This is a genomic window from Brevibacterium paucivorans (assembly GCF_016907735.1).
GTDB classification, from domain to species: Bacteria; Actinomycetota; Actinomycetes; order Actinomycetales; family Brevibacteriaceae; genus Brevibacterium; species Brevibacterium paucivorans.
Genome location: NZ_JAFBCP010000001.1, coordinates 39,351 through 59,351 on the forward strand (window position 1 = coordinate 39,351; position 20,001 = coordinate 59,351).

A 20,001-nucleotide genomic window follows, 5' to 3' on the forward strand; every position below is an offset into this window, starting at 1 on the left:
TTTGGGTTGCCTTCCCTTCCTGGTAGAAAAGGCATGAATATTCAAGAATATCCACATGGAAACACTACTTCGCCGATACATGAGGGTCGTCCTCACGTGCATCATCGCTTTGCTGTATGGTGTTTTGACTCTGTCAGGCCAAAAACCTCTGGGCATCTGGAGTGGCGGACTGTACGTAGCGTTTTTTATCGTAGTGACCCTTGTGGGAATGATCCGCGATATGGTCCGCGGAAACTGGGGGCTGGACATTCTTGCCGTTGTCGCAATGGTGTCCACCCTTGCTGTTGGCGAAGTACTCGCATCGATCATCGTTGTCCTCATGCTTTCTGGGGGAGAAGCTCTTGAGGACTACGCTCAACACCGGGCCTCACGCGACCTTGAAAACCTCCTCAAGCACTCACCGGCCATCGCGCACGTTCTCAAAGACGGTTCACCGCAGGACGTCGACGTAGAAAACGTCGAGCCCGGTGACCGGTTGCTCATCAAGCCCAACGAGATCGTTCCGGTTGACTCGACTCTCATCAGCGACGAGGCCAGCTTCGACGAATCCTCACTGACGGGTGAAAGCCTGCCCGTGACCAAGAGTGCAGGCGACGAGATCCTTTCCGGCGTGGTCAACGGCACCACTGCCGTGACTGTGACGGCAATCAAGCGCGCTCACGAATCACAGTTCCAACAGATCGTCGCGCTTATGAGTGAAGCGGAAGAAAACCGGGCACCCATTGTGCGTCTCGCAGACAGGTACGCGATCCCGTTTACCGTGCTGTCCCTTGTCATCGGTGGGATAGCGTGGTTTGTGAGTGGCTCAGCCACCCGCTTTGCCGAAGTGATGGTGCTCGCCACTCCATGCCCGCTGCTCATCGCGGCACCCGTCGCGTTCATCGGTGGTCAGGCACAAGCTTCACGCAACGGGGTGATCGTGAAGTCCGGTGCGGTTCTCGAACAGCTGTCGCGCATCCAGTCAGCCCTTTTCGACAAGACGGGCACGCTCACCCGCGGAACCCCGGAAGTCACCCGCATTGTCCCGGCACACGGCTGGGGCGAAGACGAACTCTTACGGCTCACCGCCTCGGCGGAACAGTACTCAACCCACGCGCTGGCACGTGGCATTATCCAAGCCGCACAGGACCGTTCCTTGCGCCTCAGCGACACGGACACCGCTGATGAAGTCGCTACCAACGGCGTGTGGGCCGTCATCGACGGGCACGATCTGCGGGTCGGCAAGCGAAGCTTTATTGAAGAGTCGGTGGGTGACATCGACGTGCCTGCGCTGGAGCCTGGCGAAGGGGTGGCTTTCGTCGCCATCGACGGCGCCTACGCCGGGGCCGTCATGTTGGCGGACCAGATCCGCCCGGAGACCCCTCGGGTCATTTCATGGTTGCGCGACAACGGCGTCAAGCGCGTCTCCATGCTCACCGGCGACAACGCTCACACTGCCAAACACATTGCGCAACTGGCTGGCATTGACGATGTCAAGGCTGATCTTCTGCCACCTGACAAAGTTCGGCTTGCCGGCGAGACTAAACCCGGTCCCGTCCTCATGGTGGGTGACGGGATCAATGACGCTCCCGTTTTGGCGCGCGCTGACGTGGGCCTGGCTATTGGCGCGAAGAGTGCTACAGCCGCGTCCGAGGCGGCAGACGGTGTGATTTTGCGCAAAAGTTTGCGTTCTGTTCCGGAAGTGGTGGCTATTTCCAGGCACACGGTGTCTGTTGCCTTGACCGCTATTTGGTTGGGCATCGTACTCAGTGTGGGACTGATGTTGGTGGCCGCGACGGGTGCGATTCCCGCAGTGTTCGGAGCCCTCACGCAAGAAGTGGTCGACTTGGTGGCGATCCTGTACGCGCTTCTGGCACTGCGAAGCCCGCGAACGCTGAAGAAGCTGCGTGAAGAGGAGGAAGCTCATCGCTGATTAGGCCAAACGATGCGTCAGCGTTAAGATGGATGGGCAGTTTTGCACCGGGATATGGCGCAGTTTGGTAGCGCGCCTCGTTCGGGACGAGGAGGTCGCAGGTTCAAATCCTGTTATCCCGACCATTGTGTTCGCGCCGTTATGCGGGCTGTGCAAACAGCGTGTCAGTAGCACCCTGTAAAGTCGTTAACTGTGCAGTCAAAAATCAGCGGAACCGTCACTCATCTGTGGGTGGGCAAAGCCCAATGGCAGAACTATGGCGGGAGAGACATCTTCACGGGTGCGCACAAGAACCTTGTTGACGCTATCTCCGTCGACGTGAACGGCGCGTGCGGTGACGAACAAGGCAACCTTAAGGTACACGGTGGCCCAGACAAGGCACTCTTGCTCTACACGCGAGACGACTACGAGCAGTGGATTCGCGACGGGTATGATTTCGCGCCGGGAAACTTCTTCGAAAACAGCACCATCGACGGGCTGAGTACCAGCGACATTCACCTAGCTGACACGCTGCGTATTGGTGAGGTCACAGTGCAGGTTTCCCAGATCCGCCGGCCATGCACAACACTGGCACACCGGTGGAACATGAAAGAGCTACCCCGCCTAGTACAAAGCACGGGGCGCAGTGGATTCTATGTGCGAGTTCTTCAACCCGGCACTATACGAACCAATGACACGGTGACGTTGGTTCAACGAGAGCCGGGAAGCGTCGACTTGCCTGAAGTCAACCGTGTCATGAATATTGACCGCACGGACGCCCGTGGTATCCGCGCGCTCATCGACGCTCCCGGCATGCCACCGCGGTGGGTATCGCAACTGCAACGTCGCCTCTCTGGCTATGTCACAGACGAATCTGCTCGCCTAGGCGATTAGGTACGCCTAGGCGAGCAGATCTATCTAGACAAGGATTCTTATGATTCGCGCAGTTTGCGCTTGAGGATCTTACCCGCGGAGTTCTTGGGCAACGCATCCACAAAGTGAACAGCCTTTGGCGCCTTGAAAGCGGCCAAGCGTTCCTTGACGTGCTCGATCACGGTGGTTTCGTCAAGCTCTTGGCCTTCTTTGACAACAACGTAAGCCGTGATCGCTTCAATCCATTTCTCGTCCGGCTGGCCAACTACAGCGACCTCTTCAACGGCGTCGAGTTCGAAGATGCTGTCTTCAACCTGACGACCTGCGACCAAAACACCACCGGTATTGATGACGTCCTTCACGCGGTCAACGACCTTGATGTACCCCTGCTCGTCGGCCACTGCGAGGTCGCCGGAGTGGAACCAACCACCTGCAAACGCTTCTTCCGTGGCTTCTGGCTTGTCCCAGTACCCCAGGCACAGCTGAGGCGAGCGGTACAGGATCTCACCCTGCTCACCGGGCGCAACGTCGTTACCTTCAGGGTCTGCCAAACGGGTTTCCACAAACGGAACGGGGCGGCCGGCGAAGTCGGGGCGCTCGTCATGTTCTTCCGGGCGCAGCACGATCGCCAATGGTCCAAGTTCGGACTGTCCCATGCAGTTGTAGAACCCCAGGTTAGGCAGCGTTTCACGTAGCTGCTTCAAGATCGGGCCGGGCATGATTGACGCACCGTACATTGCGCGCTTCAAGCTCGACAGGTCGCGGGTCTGCAGGTCGGGGTGGTGCGCGATAGCGACCCACACCGTAGGTGCTGCGAAGAACGAGGTGATCTTTTCACGCTCAATGATCTCCAAGAGCTGACCTGTCACCGGTGCAGGCACGATGATGTTGAACGACCCCTTCATTAACGACGGGATCAGCAGAACGTGCATCTGTGCGGAGTGGTACAGCGGAAGCGCGTGTACCCAGCGGTCGGATTCTTCGTGGTCCAGGGTCAGCAATGCTGACTGGTATTCGGTCAGCAGGGCGCGGTGCGTCATGATCGCGCCCTTGGGCAGGGAAGTGGTTCCCGAGGTGTAAAGCAGCTGGGCAATGTCCGTGTCGACAACGTCGAACTCACCGGGCTCCGATGGTTCCACATCGGTTTGCTGTGCAACTTCTACGAGTTCGGCGAAAGGAACAACTTCAACGTTGTCAGCTTGCGCCGACTGCACGTGGCGGATGAACTCTTCGCCTACGTAAATGCGCTTGGCACCCGAGTTCTCCAACATGTATTCCAGCTCTTCACGAGTGAGCTGATAGTTGATTGGCACGTGGATGAGACCTGCGCGCGTACACGCCAAGAACAGGATCGCAAACAGGTCGCTGTTCTTATCGAAAGCAGCTACCCGGTCACCCTTTTCAAGCCCTTGGCTGACAAGGTGACGAGCAACAGACGTCACCGCCGATTCGAGCTCTGCGTACGTCCACGTACGGTCGTCGAAAACGATCGCCGTTTTGTCTGGAACCCGTGTAGCTGAGCGGCGGATAACGTCGGAGATCGTATTGCGATTAACAGATGTGATTGAAGTCATAAAAAGAATCCAACCATCTCGCGCCAGCGAATCATAAAAGATGACAAATATTTCAAAACTTGAGACGTGCAACGTGCGCATTTATACCTTCGAGACCACGCGACATATGAAAGAGTAGAGATATGACACACGCGACACTTGGCGACATCATCGCGCACATCGAAACCTTGTGGCCCACCGAGTACGCCGAACCGTGGGACACCAACGGCCTGTCCACGGGCGACATGAGCTCTCGCGTGTCGACAATCCTCATGGCGCTGGACCCCATGGACGCGGTGATCGACGAAGCAGTTGCTCTCAACGCCGACCTGCTCTTCACCCACCACCCGCTTCTTCTCCGTGGCGTCACCAGCGTCGCGTCTCACACACTGAAAGGCGGAGCGCTCACCCGTCTGATTTCGCATGGCATTGCCCAGTACAACGCACACACCAACGCAGATTCCGCACTCGGTGGAGTATCCGACGTCCTTGCAGACATGCTGGAGCTGACAGACCGGCAGCCAATCACCTCGGGCCCCAACCACCCAGACGGCGTTGGACTGGGGCGCGTTGGAAACCTTCCGCAACCGCGCACCGTCGCAGAACTTGCCCACACCCTGGCCCGCGCCACGCCAGCAACCCAAACCGGAATCCGGGTAGCCGGCGTTCCCAACGCAACCGTGACGCGCGTGGCTGTCCTTGCCGGTTCCGGTGACTCACTCTTCGACGAAGTCCGGGCACACGGTGCCGAGGTGTATGTCACCTCGGACCTTCGCCATCACCCGGCAACCGAAGCACGCGACACGGCGCACCGAGGCAACAACACGCCTCACCTCATCGACATTGCCCACTGGGCGGCCGAATCTCCGTGGATGAGCATTGCCGCCACACAGTTGGGGGAGCGGCTCAAAGAAGACGGGTTCGATGTCGATATTCACGTTTCCACCGCCCGCACCGACCCGTGGGACCTACGCATTCCGGCCCATGACGAAGCCCAAGGAGAGGACCGCCATGGAACTTACAGCTGAACAGCACACTGCGACTCTTGAGTGGATTCGAGTCTCGGCCCAGTGGCGCAAGAACCGCGCAGACGCTCAGCAAAAGACGCTGAAAGAAGAGCTCACGGCACTTGTCGCCCAGCACAAAGAGCAGGCGGGAAAGATCGCTAAACTCACTGCTCACCGCGACGCCATACAGAAACAAGTCCGCGCGTTGAACGCACAGAGCACCGATCTGGAAGCGGAGATCCGTGAGCGCGAGGACCGCATGAACGACGGCACAGGGCTCACGTCGAGCGACCTGGTCGCTATCGGAAAAGAAGTTGACGGGCTCAAGAACAAACTGCAGCGCACGGAAGACGAGCACCTCGCAGCCATGCAAGAAGAAGAGCGCGCAACTTCCGCGATCGATACCGCTACTCAAGAAGGCCACGCAATCGCTGCGCGGGGTAAAGAACTCCAAGAAAAACGCACCGACACAGCCGCCAAACTGGACGCAGAAGCCAAAGAACTGTCGTCCCAGCTCGCCGGCCTGGCATCGAACATGGGGGACTTTGGTACGCAGGTGACACAACGCGCCCAGGACGGACCCGGTGCCACCACGTTACGTTCCGGAGCTTGCGGTGGTTGTGGTGCTGCCTTGAGCGGAACGGCGCTGGACTCGCTCTCAAACTCGGGCCCCTACGGCGTGGCCGAATGCGAGGAGTGCGACAGCTACGTGGTGAAGGAAGGCTGAAGCCTCACACCACAATCGTGATCTGCGGATGGTCGTACTCCACGGTAAACGCTTCCTTCAGCGCGCTGACCACGTCTTCTGGAGTCGTCGGCATGTCACCGTCGCGGTTCAGCAGGTGTCGCGCCACCAAGCCGCGCGTATGTTTTGCATTGTGTGAAACTGTTTTGCGCACACCGTTCGTCTCAGTGACCACCTGCACGGGAAGCGTGTTGGTACCGGGCCACGCACGCCGGTACGCACCCGAACGGCAGTCGACAACGACCTCGGCGGCCCATACGTCATCCAAGACCGGCGACAGCCGCTTCTTCCACCACGTTGCCAACTTAGGGGTCATGGAATAGCGATACGCAGGAATGCGGTCACGCGCGTTTACCACGCCGAACAGGGCGCTACTGATGAACACCGTGTCCAACCAGTCCTCATGCGTAACCGTGGACGCGTCCAAAGCGGTGTACAGGACTCCCGTATACGTGTTGATGGCAGGCCCGGCCGAGGTGGTAAAAAGTTCCGTATTGCGTTCAACTTCCGGCACCAAGCGTTCACTCACACCTAACTCTTCCCACCCGCGTTCCCGCGACGAAATTTCCATGAGCGTGTCACACATGTGTGCGCGATCCTGGGTCAGCTCTGGAAAACACAGTTGGTCGAGCGACAGGGGGTCACCGTGGTCGTGGGGCGTCTTGGACTCGGACGGAGGCAACAGAATAATCACACGTCGATCCTAAGGTAAAATGTTCCGCTGGACAGGTCGCGGGACGACTACGTGAAAACGAGGAACGTCCGGGCTCCACAGAGCACGGTGGTGGGTAACGCCCACCCGGGGTAACTCGCGGGAAAGTGCCACAGAAAACAGACCGCCACGCACGTGGTAAGGGTGAAAAGGTGGTGTAAGAGACCACCAGTGTTCCAGGTGACTGGAATAGCTTGGTAAACCCCACCGGGAGCAAGATCAGACAGACAGCGCAGGCTGCTCGCTTAGCTGTCGGGTGGATCGCTTGAGCGCCGTGGCAACACGTCGCCTAGATAGATTGTCGTCGCGTGGACGCGGGTAACTGCCCCACGTACAAAACCCGGCGTATACGCGGCCTGTCCATTAAAAGCGTTTGAGGTTAGGCGTGCTCGTGCGCATACATCGCAGCACCCACAATGCCGGCGTCGTTATGAAGCTGAGCCGTGACAACGGGGACCGGCGAGTCGATGAGGTGGAGCCACGTGGCGTGTTGCGATGAAATCCATCCGCCCACAATGATGAGCTCCGGATTCGTCAGCAATATGATCTGGTCGAGGTACTTTTGAAGGCGCCCGGCCCATTCTTCGTAGGTGAGCCGTTCGCGGTCTTTTGTGGACACAGACGCGTATCGTTCGGCATTTTTACCGTCGACGGTAATGTGTCCGAATTCCGTGTATGGGTACAGCTGACCTTTTGTGAACAGCGCCGATCCGATCCCGGTTCCCAACGTGAGCATGAGGACCGACTTGTCGTGCGCTTGAGTTCCCGCGCCAAAACGGATTTCGGCGAGCCCGGCAGCGTCGGCGTCATTGAGGAACACGCACTCCGCACCGGCGACGGACGAGAATACGCTTGTCACGTCTTCGCCTACCCATGACTGGTCCAGATTCCCTAAGAACGTGACCTTGCCTCCGCGAATCGAACCGGGGAAGGCAAGCCCGATAGGTAGCGAACGGATGCCGTGCGGGATGGTGTGTCGTGAGCGTTCTTCCAGCTGGTCTAACGCCTGGCCCACGGCCTGCGCGACGTGTGTCGCCGTTGATGGTTCAGGTGTGGGAATGCGCAGTTGATCTTCCATGAGCTGACCTGTTGCAGAGTCGACGCACGCAACTTTAATTCCCGTTCCGCCAATATCAATTCCCACAGCCCACTGTTCTGACACGGCCACTCCTGAGTGTTAGTCCTGGTCGGGCAGGGTCAGGATCTCTGACCCGGTCTCGGTCACTACCAAAGTGTGTTCGAACTGGGCAGAACGCTTGCGGTCGGCTGTCACGATGGTCCACCCGTCGTCCCACGACTGGTGCTTTTCCGTGCCGAGGTTGAGCATGGGTTCGATCGTGAAGATCATTCCCGGCTCCATGACTTCGTTATGGGCAGGTGCCGCGTCGTAGTGGGGGACGATGAGCCCGGTGTGAAAGTCACGTCCGACTCCGTGTCCCGTGAAGTCGCGCACCACGCCATAGCCAAAGCGGTTGGCGTACTTTTCGATGACCCTACCGATCACGTTGATTTCACGTCCAGGCTTAACGGCCTTGATGCCCCGCATAGTTGCTTCGTACGTGCGTTCCACCAACAGTTTCGACTCTTCGTCCACGTCACCGACAAGGAACGTGTAATTGGTGTCACCGTGCATATCGCCGATGTACGCAGTGATGTCCAGGTTAATAATGTCACCGTCTTGAAGGACAGTGGAGTCTGGGATTCCGTGGCAGATCACTTCGTTGACCGAGGTGCAGATGGACTTGGGGAAACCTCGGTACCCCAGACAGGAGGGGTATGCCTTGTGGTCAAGGAGGTATTCGTGTGCGATCTTGTCAATCTGGTCAGTAGTGTTCCCGGGGATACACGCTTTTCCAGCTTCCACGATTGCGTTCGCGGCGATCCGTCCAGCTATCCGCACACGCTCGATTTCTTCGTCCGTGTACATGTTCCCACCCAAACCTTCAGTGGGTTCACGCTTACCCACGTATTCAGGACGTGGAATTGAAGACGGGACGGAAAGCTGAGGGGACACAGTGCCTTTTGTGAGGTTACCAATCGAAGTCATGATGCTTCCATGATAGTCATAGGGGCCCAGCTTATGGCTGGACCCCTATGTGACTCGTCATGAACTACTTGAGAATCTCGTCGACCGGTGTGAACTCCATGTCGAACGCTTCTGCAACTGCTTCGTTCGTGACATGACCCGCGTCGGTGTTGAGACCCTTTGCCAGTGCAGGATCCTTGCGCATGGCGTCCTTCCAGCCCATCGACGCGATCTTGGTTGCGTACTGCAAGGTGGCATTCGTCAAAGCACGTGTGGAGGTAGCAGCGACAGCACCCGGCATGTTTGCTACGCAGTAGTAAATCGAGTCGTGAACCTTGAACGTGGGGTCGTCGTGAGTTGTAGGACGCGAGTTTTCAAAGCATCCACCCTGGTCGATCGCAATATCAACCAGGACCGATCCCTTACGCATGTTCTTCACCATGTCGTCTGTAACCAACTTAGGCGCACGCTTACCAGGGATCAGAACAGAGCCGATTACCAGGTCGGAAGTCGACAGAGCCCTCTCGATCTCATAAGCGTTCGACACGGTAGTCTGCATGAGCGAGCCGAAAGTCTCGTCAATCTGGCGAAGACGCGCAATGTTGATGTCGATGATCTCAACGTGTGCGCCCAGACCTGCAGCGATACGGGCAGCGTTCGTACCAGCGACACCAGCACCAATCACGGTGACGTGGGCGCGTTCAACGCCCGGGGTACCTGAAAGAAGAACTCCGCGACCGCCTCGGGGTGAAAGAAGCTCAGCGGCACCTACCTGCGGGGCAAGGCGCCCAGCGATTTCCGACATGGGTGCGAGGAGTGGCAATCCACGGTTTTCCAGCTGAACAGTTTCGTACGCAATAGCGGTTGTGCCGGATTCCAGCAACGCCTTGGTGAGGTGTTCGTCAGCTGCCAAGTGCAGGTATGTGAACAGAGTGAGATCTTCGCGTAGGAAACCGTACTCAGATGCGATAGGTTCCTTGACCTTGAGCACCATTTCGCCGGCTTCCCAGGTTTCTTTAGCCGTGTCGGCGATCTGGGCACCAGCTTCGACGAACTGTTCATCGGTAATAGCTGAACCAACACCCGCGCCCTTCTGGACGGTTACCGTGTGACCAGCACGTACAAGCTCAGTGACACCAGCAGGCGTGACCGCAACGCGATTTTCGTTGTTCTTGACTTCGGTGGGGACTGAGATACGCATCCGTTCTCCTTTGTTCGTGACGCAAGTGTTTGTGGCCGTTACACAAACAGTTTGAACAATACTCACTCATGCACGGTTATCCAAAATGCGGACTACACGTTGTTGAACAGCGTCTTTTATGCAACGTACGCGATACGCTGAACATACAAACCACCAAGCGTAAGGGAGTTCTCATGGCAGACACCGGCGACGAAAAGTACTTCTTCAATCTGGAGACCGGCCAGGTAGAAAAAGGCAAGGTCAGCGCGTGGGATAAACGCATGGGGCCATACGACACCCAGGAAGAAGCTCAACAGGCACTGGAAACTGCGCAAGAGCGCACTCGCGAATGGGACAGCGACGATCAAGAGTGGGAGAACAATTCATGACCGACCACCGTCGCTATGTACTCCAGACCATCGAGGACAAAGACGTCCGGTTTATCCGTTTGTGGTTTAGCGATGTTCTGGGACGGCTGAAGTCGGTAGCGATCGTTCCGGCGGAACTTGAAAGCGCATTCGACGAAGGAATCGGTTTTGACGGGTCATCCGTCGAAGGATTTTCCCGGGTGTATGAATCCGACATGGTCCTTAAACCGGACCCATCCACGTTCGAGCTCCTTCCGTGGCGTGGCGAAACCGATTCGACCGGTCGGATTTTCTGCGACATCAACACGCCCGAAGGTGTTCCTGCGTCTGCGGATTCACGGCAAGTGCTCAAGCGCACCATGGAAAAGGCTGCCCAGATGGGCTTTACCTTTTACGTCCACCCGGAAATCGAGTTCTACTTGTTTAAGTCCGGCGAGCTAAATGGTCAGCCGCCTGTTCCCGTTGACACGGCCGGATACTTTGACCACGTCAATGGTGGGACAGCCAACGACTTCCGTCGCTCAGCAGTTCAGATGCTCGAAGAAATGGGCATTTCCGTTGAGTTTTCGCACCACGAAGGCGGGCCCGGACAAAACGAGATTGACCTGCGATACGCCGACGGCCTCACCATGGCCGATCACGTGCAGACGTTTAAAACCGTCATCAAAGAGGTCGCGATCGAACGTGGCGTGTACGCATCGTTTATGCCTAAGCCCTTGGCGGATGAACCTGGCAACGGCATGCATACCCATATGTCACTTTTCGAAGGCGATGACAATGCGTTCTATGAACCAGGGGCACGTTATCAACTGTCCAAGATTGGTCGTCAGTTCGTAGCCGGTATCCTCAAGCACGCTCCAGAATTCTGCGCTGTGACCAACCAATACGTGAACTCGTATAAGCGTTTGTGGACTGGGCACGAAGCTCCCAGCTTTATCTGCTGGGGCCACCGCAACCGTTCGGCGCTTGTGCGCGTTCCTCAGTACAAATCGGGCAAGTCGTCTTCAGCGCGTGTCGAGTACCGGGGTATGGATTCGTCTGCCAACCCGTACCTGGCTTACTCCGTTCTGTTGGCTGCAGGTCTCAAGGGGATCGAAGAAGAGTATGTGCTCCCGGTCGAGGCAGAGGACGACGTGTGGCAGCTGTCCAACAATGAACGGCGCGCTTTTGGGATTGAACCGCTCCCGTCGAGTTTGTCTCACGCGGTCCACAACATGGAGCAAAGCGAGCTCGTTGCCGAAACCCTGGGCGAGGAAGTGTTCGACTTCTTCTTAAAGAACAAGCGTGAAGAGTGGTCCTCGTACCGTGCGCAAGTCACACAGTTTGAGCTGGCTCACCACTTCAATTCGTTGTAATGCGCAAAAAAGACCCCGCCCGGCAACGGAGCCAAGCCCTTGAACGCACCAAGCGGTTTCTGGGTCAGTTCGATGACATGATGGGTACGCAGCTCTCATCTGACCCGGAAGGTGCGCTCGTCAACGCAGCTGACAGGGACCTGGCTGCGTTGGGGCTTGTGCGAATCGCAGAGGCGTGCCAGGAGAACGACATTGACCTGCACCAACTTCTCGACGAGTCTCCGGTCCTGCTCAACCGGCTGATTATCGTGTCAGGTGGCTCTGAAGCCACGGTCGACCACCTGGTTCGTTGGCCACAAGTGATTCGAAACTTGGCGCTCGAACCGGACTTCATTGGCTCACAGGCGTCATCGCCAGAAGAGTTAGAAGCAGCGTTCACGCAGGCCATTGCCCACGACGACACCGTGTTGACGGGGGAGAAAGGCGTTACCGCGCTCCGTCGCACGTACCGGGATTTAGTGACCCGTCTGGTGGTGCAGGATCTGGAGCATCCCCGCCCAGAAGAGATCGTGGAAGAGGTCACGCGGATTCTTGCTGATTTGGCAGCCGCGGTCTTTCAGGCCGCGTATAAGATCGCCGAGGTCGAACAGGGTGACCGTCTTCGTGCCCGGATCGCTGTTGTTGCGATGGGTAAGTGCGGTGCGCGGGAACTGAATTATGTCAGCGATGTCGACGTCATTTTCGCCTATGCGCCAAGGGAAGGCGAAGAACTCGATGACGAGGTCCGATCCCAAGCGACGGAACTGGCGACCCGCGTCACTGAGCTCATTTCCGGTGGCGCACATGAACCGGCTTTGTGGGAGATCGATACGGCTTTGCGCCCAGAAGGAAAGTCTGGGGCGTTGGTTCGCACGATCGACGAGTTCGTGAAGTATTACTCGAAGGTCGCGCACAACTGGGAGTTTCAGGCCCTATTGAAGGCGCGCCCGATTGCTGGGTGCCCAGAACTGTGCGAGCAGTTCGAAGACGAAGTCTCGCCGTTTGTGTGGACGGCTGGTGCTCGTTCCGGGTTCGTTTCTGAAGTGCGTTCGATGCGACGCCGCGTGGTATCGCTTATCCCTAAGAACGAAGTGGATCGCCACATCAAGCTGGGCCCCGGTGGTCTGCGCGATGTTGAGTTCACCCTGCAACTTCTGCAACTCGTCCACGGCCCCCACGACGAAGATCTCCGCGTCCGCTCAACTGGTGGCGCTCTCCGGATACTGAGTTCACATAACTACCTCGCGTCGCATGAGGCTCGCACACTTGCCGTGGCCTACAGGTTCATGCGCGTTGTGGAGCACCGTTTGCAGATTCCCCGCATGGCGCGTGAAGCGGTGCTTCCAGAACGCACCAGTAAGCTCCGGGCACTCGCTCGCAGCGTGTACCCAGTGGAACAGCGCAACGTCGACCGCCTGCAGAAAGAACTGACGGGCCACATGCGCTCTGTCCGCGCGCTCCACAAACAGATATTTTACCGCCCTATACTCGATGCGGCAACGGGCAGTGCGCACATGTCAACGGTGAGTGAATCCGCGGCACGCGACCGGCTGATCGCGTTTGGCTACCAAGACCCCGCGGCTGCTATGCGTCACATTCGCGCAATGTCTACCGGCCTAAACCGGGTGGCCTATGTGCAACGCCAGGTGTTGCCGGCGTTGCTTGATTGGTTTTCCCGAGGTGTCGACCCCGATGCAGGTTTGGTTGCCTTTCGTCGGTTGTCGGAGGGCCTTTCACACACCACGTGGTACTTGGCCATGTTGCGCGACTCGGGTGTGGCCGTGAAAAACATGGCTCGTGTACTGTCGCTTTCCCGCTTCGCCTCCGACCTCCTGATCTCCCACCCGCAGTCCGTGCAGTGGCTGGGAAGCAATGAACGGTTGAACCCGACTGAACCGGAAGCGTTAGCAACCCGCATGCGAGAACGTAGTCGCCGGCGAGATGATGGTGTGGCTGCAATTCGCAAGGTTTACGGTGAAGAAGTCTTGCGGACGGCTCTGGCTGACACATTAGGCATCTACGACATGGACGCGGTTCAGACTGCGTTGACAAATGCCATGGACATCACCATTCACCAGGCGCTTTCCCATGTGCGCATACGTCTAGATGCAATGTCCGGTATTGACGATTACCAGTTCAGCATTATTGCTATGGGGCGTTTAGGCGGAGCTGAAATCGGCTACTTCTCCGACGCCGACGTCATGTTTGTCTACGAACCCGGAGAGACTCTCACACCGGCTCAACGGGAGGCCCTCCCCGTGCACGTGAAACAGGTTGCGCTCACACTCACATCCGAACTCGCAGCGACGTCCGCGGAACCCATCGTCGACATCGACGCTGACCTACGACCCGAAGGTAAATCGGGCCCGTTGGTACGTACGCTCAAGTCATACGCTGCCTACTACTCCACATGGTCGGAACCGTGGGAAGCTCAAGCACTTCTCCGCGCCCGCCCCATTGCCGGTGACGACGAGCTGGGCGCGGCATTCACTGACCTCATCGACCCACTCCGGTACCCCCAAGAGGTCCCTGAGTCGTCCCTCATGCAGATGCGCAGGTTGAAGGCGCGCATGGAAAGTGAACGACTTCCCCGAGGTGGCGACAAGAAACGCCATCTCAAGCTGGGTACCGGTGGTCTGAGCGACGTTGAGTGGACAGTGCAAATGCTGCAACTTCAGCATGCCCACGCTTACCCGGAACTCCGCACAACGTCCACGCTTGACGCACTCCACGCGGCTACAAACAAGAAGCTAATCGACGAAGAATCCGCTCACAAACTCGAAGAAGCGTGGACAATCGCCTCACGTGTTCGCAGCGCCACTGTCCTGTATAAAGGCCGAGGCTCAGACGCACTGCCCACGGACGAAACCGAGCTCGAAGCAATCGCGCTTCTTCTTGGATACGAACCCGGCGGCAGCTACCAGCTCGTCGACGACTACTTGGGCGCCACCCGCCGAGCCCGCAAAGTCATGGAACACGAATTCTTCGGATTCGAACCAGAAGAAATCTAGCCATCACCAAACTCGAGGCCCAAGAGCGCGTTCTCAACGACCTCGGTCAGGGCAGGGTGGATCCACATTTGCCCACGCGCCATTTGATCAGCAGGAATGTCGAACGCCATCGCTTGTACGAAAAGCTGAACGAGCGACGCTGCCTGCGCCCCAACCACGTGCGCGCCCAGAATCCTCTTGGTTGTGCGGTGAGCCAATACTTTCGCAAAGCCCGGCTCATTTAGCGCCCACCCAAAGGCGACACCGCCGTATTCGCATGTGCTCGACACATAATCGACGCCCTCTGCGCGCAACTGTTCTTCCGTCGCACCCACGGTACCGATTTGCGGGTGACTAAACACGGCCGCTGGGATCACGCTGTGGTCGGTGCTCGCAGGCGTGGTTTCCACGCCCAGGTCCACCAGAATGTTGTGCTGCACGGTGCGAGCTTCAGCGTTGGCCACGTGCTTGAGCATGTGCTCAGAGCATACGTCGCCCAGCGCCCACACGCCGTCGAGCGGTTCTCCGTTCGACAAGACGCGCTGGTGTTCGTCAACAACCAATCTGTCACCGTCAGTTTGGGCGCCCAAGGCGCCCGCATTGAGTGCGTGAGTGGAGCGCGTGCGTCCCACGGCTACCAGCATGAGTTGGGCTTCCACCGCCGAGGTGTCAGCATCCTGTGCGCGACCCGTCTCCGTGAGCGTCAGTGAGACTCCATCAGCTACATCAACGGATTCCACTTCGACACCGAAACGGACATTCACGTTCTTAGTGAACTGGCGTGTGAAAGCATCGGACACGTCGCGGTCATGATTGCCCAGCAACCGGTTTCCGCGGGCCAGAACGGTGACGTCGACACCCAGTGACGCGAAGATGTGGGCAAATTCCACCGCAATGAAACCCGAACCTACGATCACCAGTGAGCGTGGCAGTTCAGGCATCCGCATGATCGAGTTCGAGGTTTTGACAGGGTAGTTTTCTGTGTCCACCCGGTCCCAGTCCAGACCGGATGCTTTCAGCGGAGTAGGGGAGGACCCGGTAGCAATGACCACGCGATCGAATGTGAGCGTGTCACCGGAAGCGGTCTGTGCGGAATTGCGGCCAGTGAAGTGTATGTGCTCAGGGAACACCGTGACGTTGTCGAGCCGGTTGGTTCGGTAGTCGCGGCCATCCTCTTCAATCGCGTCGATGCGGTCGAAGATCCGGTGAGAAAGCCCGTTCCAATCAACTCCGTCGAAACTCGTGGCCAGATTCAGGTGCGCCGAATCTGCCGAACTGTGCGCCACCTCGGCCGGATATACCAGCATTTTGGTGGGGATACAGCCCACATTCAGGCACGTCCCTCCAAACAACCACTTTTCAGCGATCGCGACTTTCAGGTGGCTGAACCGGTCGTCAACGATCGAGTTTCCAGAGCCAGTTCCAATGACAAGAAGATCAAAATGTGCCATAGAAAAAGCATATACACCGGCCAACATTGACCGGTGTATATGCTCAGAGACGCTGTGTTCCTACAGTGAGTAGTACAGTTCGAACTCCGTTGGCGTTGGGCGCAGACGCATCACGTCGATTTCGTGAGTGCGCTTGTAGTTGATCCACGTGTCGATGAGGTCTTCTGTGAACACGTCTCCCTGTGTGAGGAAGTCGCGGTCGTTGTCGAGCTCGTCGAGCGCTTCTTCCAGCGACGCGGGCACGTGCTTGATGTCCTGCAGTTCCTCTGGTGGGAGCTCGTACAGGTCCTTGTCGACTGGCTCCGGTGGCTCAATGCGGTTGCGGATTCCATCCAGACCAGCCATGAGCTGAGCAGAGAACGCCAGGTATGGGTTCGATGAAGGGTCCGGCGCACGGAACTCCAAGCGCTTGGCCTTGGGGGAGTCACCGGTGACTGGAATGCGGATCGCAGCAGAACGGTTACGTGCCGAGTAGACCAAGTTAATCGGTGCTTCGTAACCGGGTACCAGACGACGGTAGGAGTTGATGGTGGGGTTGGTGAACGCTAGGACAGCGCCTGCGTGTTCAATGAGGCCACCGATGTACCAGCGGGCCAGGTCGGACAGGCCAGCGTATCCGTTTTCGTCGTAGAACAGAGGCTTGCCGTCTTTCCACAGTGACTGGTGACAGTGCATGCCCGAACCACTGTCGTTCATCAGCGGGCGTGGCATAAACGTGACGGTCTTGCCCCACTGTTCAGCTACTGAGCGGACGATGTACTTGAAGTCAAGAAGCTGGTCGCCGGCCTTCTGTAGAGTGGCGAACTTGTAGTTGATTTCCTGTTGCCCAGCGGTTCCGCATTCGTGGTGCGCACGTTCCATCTCAAACCCGATCGACTCGAGGGTAAGAGACATTTCATCGCGAATGTCGGCATCCTTGTCCTGCGGGCCACTTGCGTAGTAGCCACCGTTCATGGGGGACTTGTAACCCAGGTTGCCACCGAGTTCTTCACGCCCGGTGTTCCACGCAGCTTCTTCCGAGTCGATTGAGTAGAAGCTGTGGCCTGGCGTCACTGAGTAGCGAATCTCGTCGAACATGTAGAACTCGGCTTCTGCACCGAAGTACACAGTGTCGGCGATTCCGGTAGATTTCAAGTACGCTTCGGCTTTTGCAGCGACCTGACGCGAGTCACGCGAGTAAGGCTCATCGGTAAACGGATCCACAATCGAGTGGTTAACAACGAGTGTTTTTGCATCTCGGAAAGGGTCAATGTACGCCGAGCTAACATCGGCGAGCAGTTTCATGTCTGATTCATTAATGGTTTGGAACCCGCGAACTGACGATCCGTCAAAGAGCAGACCGCCTTGAATTTCATCCTCCCCGTATGCACTAGCTGGAAGATTGAAATGTTGCACAACGCCTGGCAGGTCACAGAACCTGACGTCCACGAACTTCACGTCGTGGTCTGCGAGATAGGCAACTAGTTCACTTGGTGTCGAGAACACATTCACTCCTAATTTGGTTTTTCACCAGTACCTTGAGTTTAACGGCCAACCATGAAGGAACCATGTCCGGATTGTTTCCTGCGTGTTTCGACACGGCCGAGGTGGTGAGGGCTTATGTGGTGCCAGGTACACTGGGCGGGTGAATCGAAGAGCAGCATCGCAGTCGACAAGCGACTACCCAGGTAAGAAATATGGATTTCCCCAGTCGGAGAGAGGTTCTGTTGCACCCGTTATTCGTCGGTTAGTTGCACTCTTCATCGACTGGGGAGTTGCGTTTGGCCTGTCAGTCCTGTTTTTCAACAATAACGAGTGGGTCACGTTGGGACTGTACACACTTCAGGTCCTGGTGATGTTACCCCTGTTCGGATACACCCTGGGCTATCTGATCTGCGGAATTCTGCTTATGTCGACCAGCGGTAAAAAGGTCAACGTTGTTCGGGTTCTTGTGCGCCACGTTCTGTTTTGTCTGATTATCCCACCACTCATCTACGACCCCGACCGCCGAGGTCTTCATGACCTCGCGGCTGGTGCGGTCGTGGTGCGTAGATAAATTTGGTAAGCAGAATAGGGACTAGCGTCCACGCATTGCGCGACGGTCGGGTCGCGCACGGTTCGGGTCGATTCCCTTTGGAATAGGTGGACGACTGGTCATCGACCCTAGCGACGCCAGACGTTTACGCACTGCCAAAACTTCGTCCTTGTGCAGTTTGCGCGGTAGCTTGTGAACGGTGGATACCAGGTTGTCCATTGGTACCTGGTCTTTACCGTCACCGGCCTGAATAATGTGGACAGGGACGTTCGGAAGAACACGTTCGTGACGCTTGCGTTCCTTCTCTAACATCTTGTACGTGCGGTTAGCCGGGCCCTCACTGACAAGCACAACACCACCTCGGCCGGTGGAGCGGAACACCATGTCCTTGGTGCGAGGGTCAACCGCAATGGGCTGTTCATCCATGAGCCAGCTCCTGCGAGCCGAGTTCAACACGGCACCGATCGCGCCTGGCTTTCCGCGCATTTCTGCAAACGCCGCCTTTTCTGCGTAGCGTCCCAGAATCCACAAGGCGAAAACGACACCGCCCATGAAACCGAGGATTCCCCACAGCCACACGGGTGGCAACAGGAGCCCAACAAGCACACCCACCAGGGTGATGCCCACGATTGCCGCGAGCATGATCCATGGGAGGGCCGGGTAGTGTTTGCGCGCAAGCTTAAACACTTCACGCATCTGCTCAATGCGTCCAGGTTTTGCGGGGTCCTTTGGTTTACGTTTGAACAAGCCTCGCGATTGGTTTTCTTTTTCAGCCATAGTCTCTCGTTAGTGTTCGTATACCTCGACCTAGAATTTTACCTCGTCGCCGGCACCAAACGTATCAACCACTGACTGAGCCTCCTGTTTTGCGGGAAACTCCTTGTCCAAGTGGCTCAAGTGAGCTGGAATCTCCTGGCCGCGCTTGCGCATTGCACCTGCCCACAGACGCCCTGCACGGTATGACGAGCGGACCAGCGGACCAGACATGACACCCAGGAAGCCGATCTCCAGGGCAGCGTCCCGCAGTTCAACGAAGTCTTGTGGCTTAACCCAACGGTCAATCGGGTGGTGCAGAGAGCTTGGGCGAAGGTACTGCGTAATGGTGACCAGATCGGTTCCCGCTTCGTGGAGATCGCGAAGGGCGTCGATAGCTTCTTCATTCGTCTCACCCATGCCCAGGATCAGGTTCGACTTAGTGATGAGTCCAGCTTTCCGGGCTTTTGTAATCACTTCGAGTGAGCGTTCGTAGCGGAACGCGGGGCGGATACGGCGGAAGATTCGGGGAACGGTTTCCAGATTGTGGCCCAACACTTCTGGACGTGAAGAAAAAACTTCGTCGAGGTCGTCGTCACGGTTCTGGAAGTCGGGGATGAGGAGTTCAACTCCGGTACCTTGACCGTCCGCGTGTTCAAGGGCATGGATGCGGCGCACGGTTTCAGCGTAGAGCCACGCGCCGCCGTCAGGCAGGTCATCACGCGCAACACCTGTGACGGTGGAGTAGCGCAGACCCATTTTGGCCACCGACTCTGCCACACGACGCGGTTCGTCACGGTCGAGCTCTTGCGGCTTTCCGGTGTCGATCTGGCAGAAGTCGCAGCGACGCGTACACTGTTCGCCACCGATGAGGAAGGTGGCTTCACGGTCTTCCCAGCACTCGAAAATGTTGGGGCAGCCTGCTTCTTCACACACCGTGTTGAGCTTGGAGTTGCGAACTAAGGACTTCAGCTCGGTGAACTCCGGCCCAATGTTCGCTTTCGCTTTGATCCATTTGGGCTTGTCCTCGATAGGCGTCTGCTGATTGCGCGCTTCAACGCGAAGTAGCTTGCGTCCTTCTGGAGCAACTGTCACTGTATCGAT

The 20,001-nt window shown here is 57.4% G+C and carries 17 protein-coding genes, 1 tRNA gene and 1 other RNA gene; 10 read left to right on the forward strand and 9 right to left on the reverse strand.

Annotated features, from left to right (window positions below; genetic code table 11):
- Nucleotides 1-55 precede the first annotated feature (55 nt).
- From JOE56_RS00185 to JOE56_RS00195, 3 genes are all read left to right on the forward strand, one after another.
- Nucleotides 56-1,912, forward strand: coding sequence for a heavy metal translocating P-type ATPase (locus JOE56_RS00185; protein WP_204514314.1), 1,857 nt, complete (start codon nucleotides 56-58; stop codon nucleotides 1,910-1,912).
- Nucleotides 1,913-1,960: 48 nt separating this feature from the next.
- A tRNA-Pro gene (locus JOE56_RS00190) sits at nucleotides 1,961-2,037 on the forward strand.
- Nucleotides 2,038-2,104: 67 nt separating this feature from the next.
- Nucleotides 2,105-2,785: an MOSC domain-containing protein gene (locus JOE56_RS00195; RefSeq protein ID WP_338028585.1), complete on the forward strand. Its 681-nt coding sequence runs from the start codon at nucleotides 2,105-2,107 to the stop codon at nucleotides 2,783-2,785.
- 38 nt (nucleotides 2,786-2,823) lie between these two features.
- Here JOE56_RS00195 and JOE56_RS00200 read toward each other — a convergent pair whose 3' ends face one another.
- A complete protein-coding gene (locus tag JOE56_RS00200) occupies nucleotides 2,824-4,338 on the reverse strand; it encodes a fatty acyl-CoA synthetase (protein ID WP_204514315.1) in 1,515 nt (504 codons plus the stop codon).
- A gap of 122 nt (nucleotides 4,339-4,460) precedes the next feature.
- Here JOE56_RS00200 and JOE56_RS00205 point away from each other — a divergent pair, with 122 nt between their 5' ends.
- Both JOE56_RS00205 and JOE56_RS00210 read left to right on the forward strand, forming a co-directional pair.
- The gene (locus JOE56_RS00205) at nucleotides 4,461-5,345 is read left to right on the forward strand and encodes a Nif3-like dinuclear metal center hexameric protein (RefSeq protein WP_204514316.1); all 885 of its coding nucleotides are present in this window, start codon (nucleotides 4,461-4,463) and stop codon (nucleotides 5,343-5,345) included.
- Nucleotides 5,329-6,051 carry a zinc ribbon domain-containing protein gene (locus tag JOE56_RS00210; RefSeq protein WP_204514317.1) on the forward strand — a complete coding sequence of 241 codons (723 nt, stop codon included), beginning with the start codon at nucleotides 5,329-5,331 and terminating at the stop codon, nucleotides 6,049-6,051. Before JOE56_RS00205 ends, JOE56_RS00210 begins: the two co-directional genes overlap by 17 nt.
- A gap of 4 nt (nucleotides 6,052-6,055) precedes the next feature.
- Here JOE56_RS00210 and JOE56_RS00215 read toward each other — a convergent pair whose 3' ends face one another.
- Nucleotides 6,056-6,763: a peroxide stress protein YaaA gene (locus JOE56_RS00215; protein ID WP_204514318.1), complete on the reverse strand. Its 708-nt coding sequence runs from the start codon at nucleotides 6,761-6,763 to the stop codon at nucleotides 6,056-6,058.
- A gap of 31 nt (nucleotides 6,764-6,794) precedes the next feature.
- Between JOE56_RS00215 and rnpB the strand changes: the two genes are divergently transcribed.
- An RNA gene (rnpB, locus tag JOE56_RS00220) (RNase P RNA component class A) lies at nucleotides 6,795-7,145 on the forward strand.
- 15 nt (nucleotides 7,146-7,160) lie between these two features.
- Here rnpB and ppgK read toward each other — a convergent pair.
- The 3 genes from ppgK to ald form a co-directional block, all read right to left on the reverse strand.
- A complete protein-coding gene (ppgK, locus tag JOE56_RS00225) occupies nucleotides 7,161-7,943 on the reverse strand; it encodes a polyphosphate--glucose phosphotransferase (RefSeq protein ID WP_204514319.1) in 783 nt (260 codons plus the stop codon).
- Nucleotides 7,944-7,958: 15 nt separating this feature from the next.
- Nucleotides 7,959-8,828 (reverse strand): type I methionyl aminopeptidase, encoded by an 870-nt coding sequence (map, locus tag JOE56_RS00230; RefSeq protein ID WP_204514320.1) that lies wholly within the window; start codon nucleotides 8,826-8,828, stop codon nucleotides 7,959-7,961.
- Nucleotides 8,829-8,892: 64 nt separating this feature from the next.
- Nucleotides 8,893-10,008, reverse strand: coding sequence for an alanine dehydrogenase (gene ald, locus JOE56_RS00235; RefSeq protein WP_204514321.1), 1,116 nt, complete (start codon nucleotides 10,006-10,008; stop codon nucleotides 8,893-8,895).
- Nucleotides 10,009-10,181: 173 nt separating this feature from the next.
- Here ald and JOE56_RS00240 point away from each other — a divergent pair, with 173 nt between their 5' ends.
- From JOE56_RS00240 to JOE56_RS00250, 3 genes are read left to right on the forward strand one after another with little or no spacing between them, the layout of a single operon-like run.
- Nucleotides 10,182-10,376 carry a hypothetical protein gene (locus tag JOE56_RS00240; protein ID WP_204514322.1) on the forward strand — a complete coding sequence of 65 codons (195 nt, stop codon included), beginning with the start codon at nucleotides 10,182-10,184 and terminating at the stop codon, nucleotides 10,374-10,376.
- Nucleotides 10,373-11,710, forward strand: coding sequence for a type I glutamate--ammonia ligase (gene glnA / locus JOE56_RS00245; RefSeq protein WP_204514323.1), 1,338 nt, complete (start codon nucleotides 10,373-10,375; stop codon nucleotides 11,708-11,710). The genes JOE56_RS00240 and glnA (JOE56_RS00245) overlap by 4 nt, the downstream gene beginning before the upstream one ends.
- Nucleotides 11,710-14,700, forward strand: coding sequence for a bifunctional [glutamine synthetase] adenylyltransferase/[glutamine synthetase]-adenylyl-L-tyrosine phosphorylase (locus tag JOE56_RS00250; RefSeq protein WP_204514324.1), 2,991 nt, complete (start codon nucleotides 11,710-11,712; stop codon nucleotides 14,698-14,700). The genes glnA (JOE56_RS00245) and JOE56_RS00250 overlap by 1 nt, the downstream gene beginning before the upstream one ends.
- Here the strand turns inward: JOE56_RS00250 and JOE56_RS00255 are convergent.
- Nucleotides 14,697-16,130, reverse strand: a complete 1,434-nt coding sequence (locus JOE56_RS00255; RefSeq protein ID WP_204514325.1) for a mycothione reductase — start codon at nucleotides 16,128-16,130, stop codon at nucleotides 14,697-14,699. The genes JOE56_RS00250 and JOE56_RS00255 overlap by 4 nt on opposite strands.
- Before the next feature lie 60 nt (nucleotides 16,131-16,190).
- Complete coding sequence (glnA, locus tag JOE56_RS00260; protein ID WP_102237959.1) at nucleotides 16,191-17,615, reverse strand: type I glutamate--ammonia ligase; 1,425 nt, start codon at nucleotides 17,613-17,615, stop codon at nucleotides 16,191-16,193.
- Nucleotides 17,616-17,754: 139 nt separating this feature from the next.
- On the opposite strand from glnA (JOE56_RS00260), the gene JOE56_RS11530 reads away from it, so the two are divergent.
- Nucleotides 17,755-18,165 carry an RDD family protein gene (locus JOE56_RS11530; RefSeq protein ID WP_204514326.1) on the forward strand — a complete coding sequence of 137 codons (411 nt, stop codon included), beginning with the start codon at nucleotides 17,755-17,757 and terminating at the stop codon, nucleotides 18,163-18,165.
- Between the two features lie 21 nt (nucleotides 18,166-18,186).
- On the opposite strand, the gene JOE56_RS00270 is transcribed toward JOE56_RS11530, so the two are convergent.
- Nucleotides 18,187-18,921, reverse strand: a complete 735-nt coding sequence (locus JOE56_RS00270; RefSeq protein ID WP_102237957.1) for a DUF4191 domain-containing protein — start codon at nucleotides 18,919-18,921, stop codon at nucleotides 18,187-18,189.
- A gap of 30 nt (nucleotides 18,922-18,951) precedes the next feature.
- Nucleotides 18,952-19,992, reverse strand: a complete 1,041-nt coding sequence (locus tag JOE56_RS00275; protein WP_204514327.1) for a lipoyl synthase — start codon at nucleotides 19,990-19,992, stop codon at nucleotides 18,952-18,954.
- Nucleotides 19,993-20,001 lie beyond the last annotated feature (9 nt).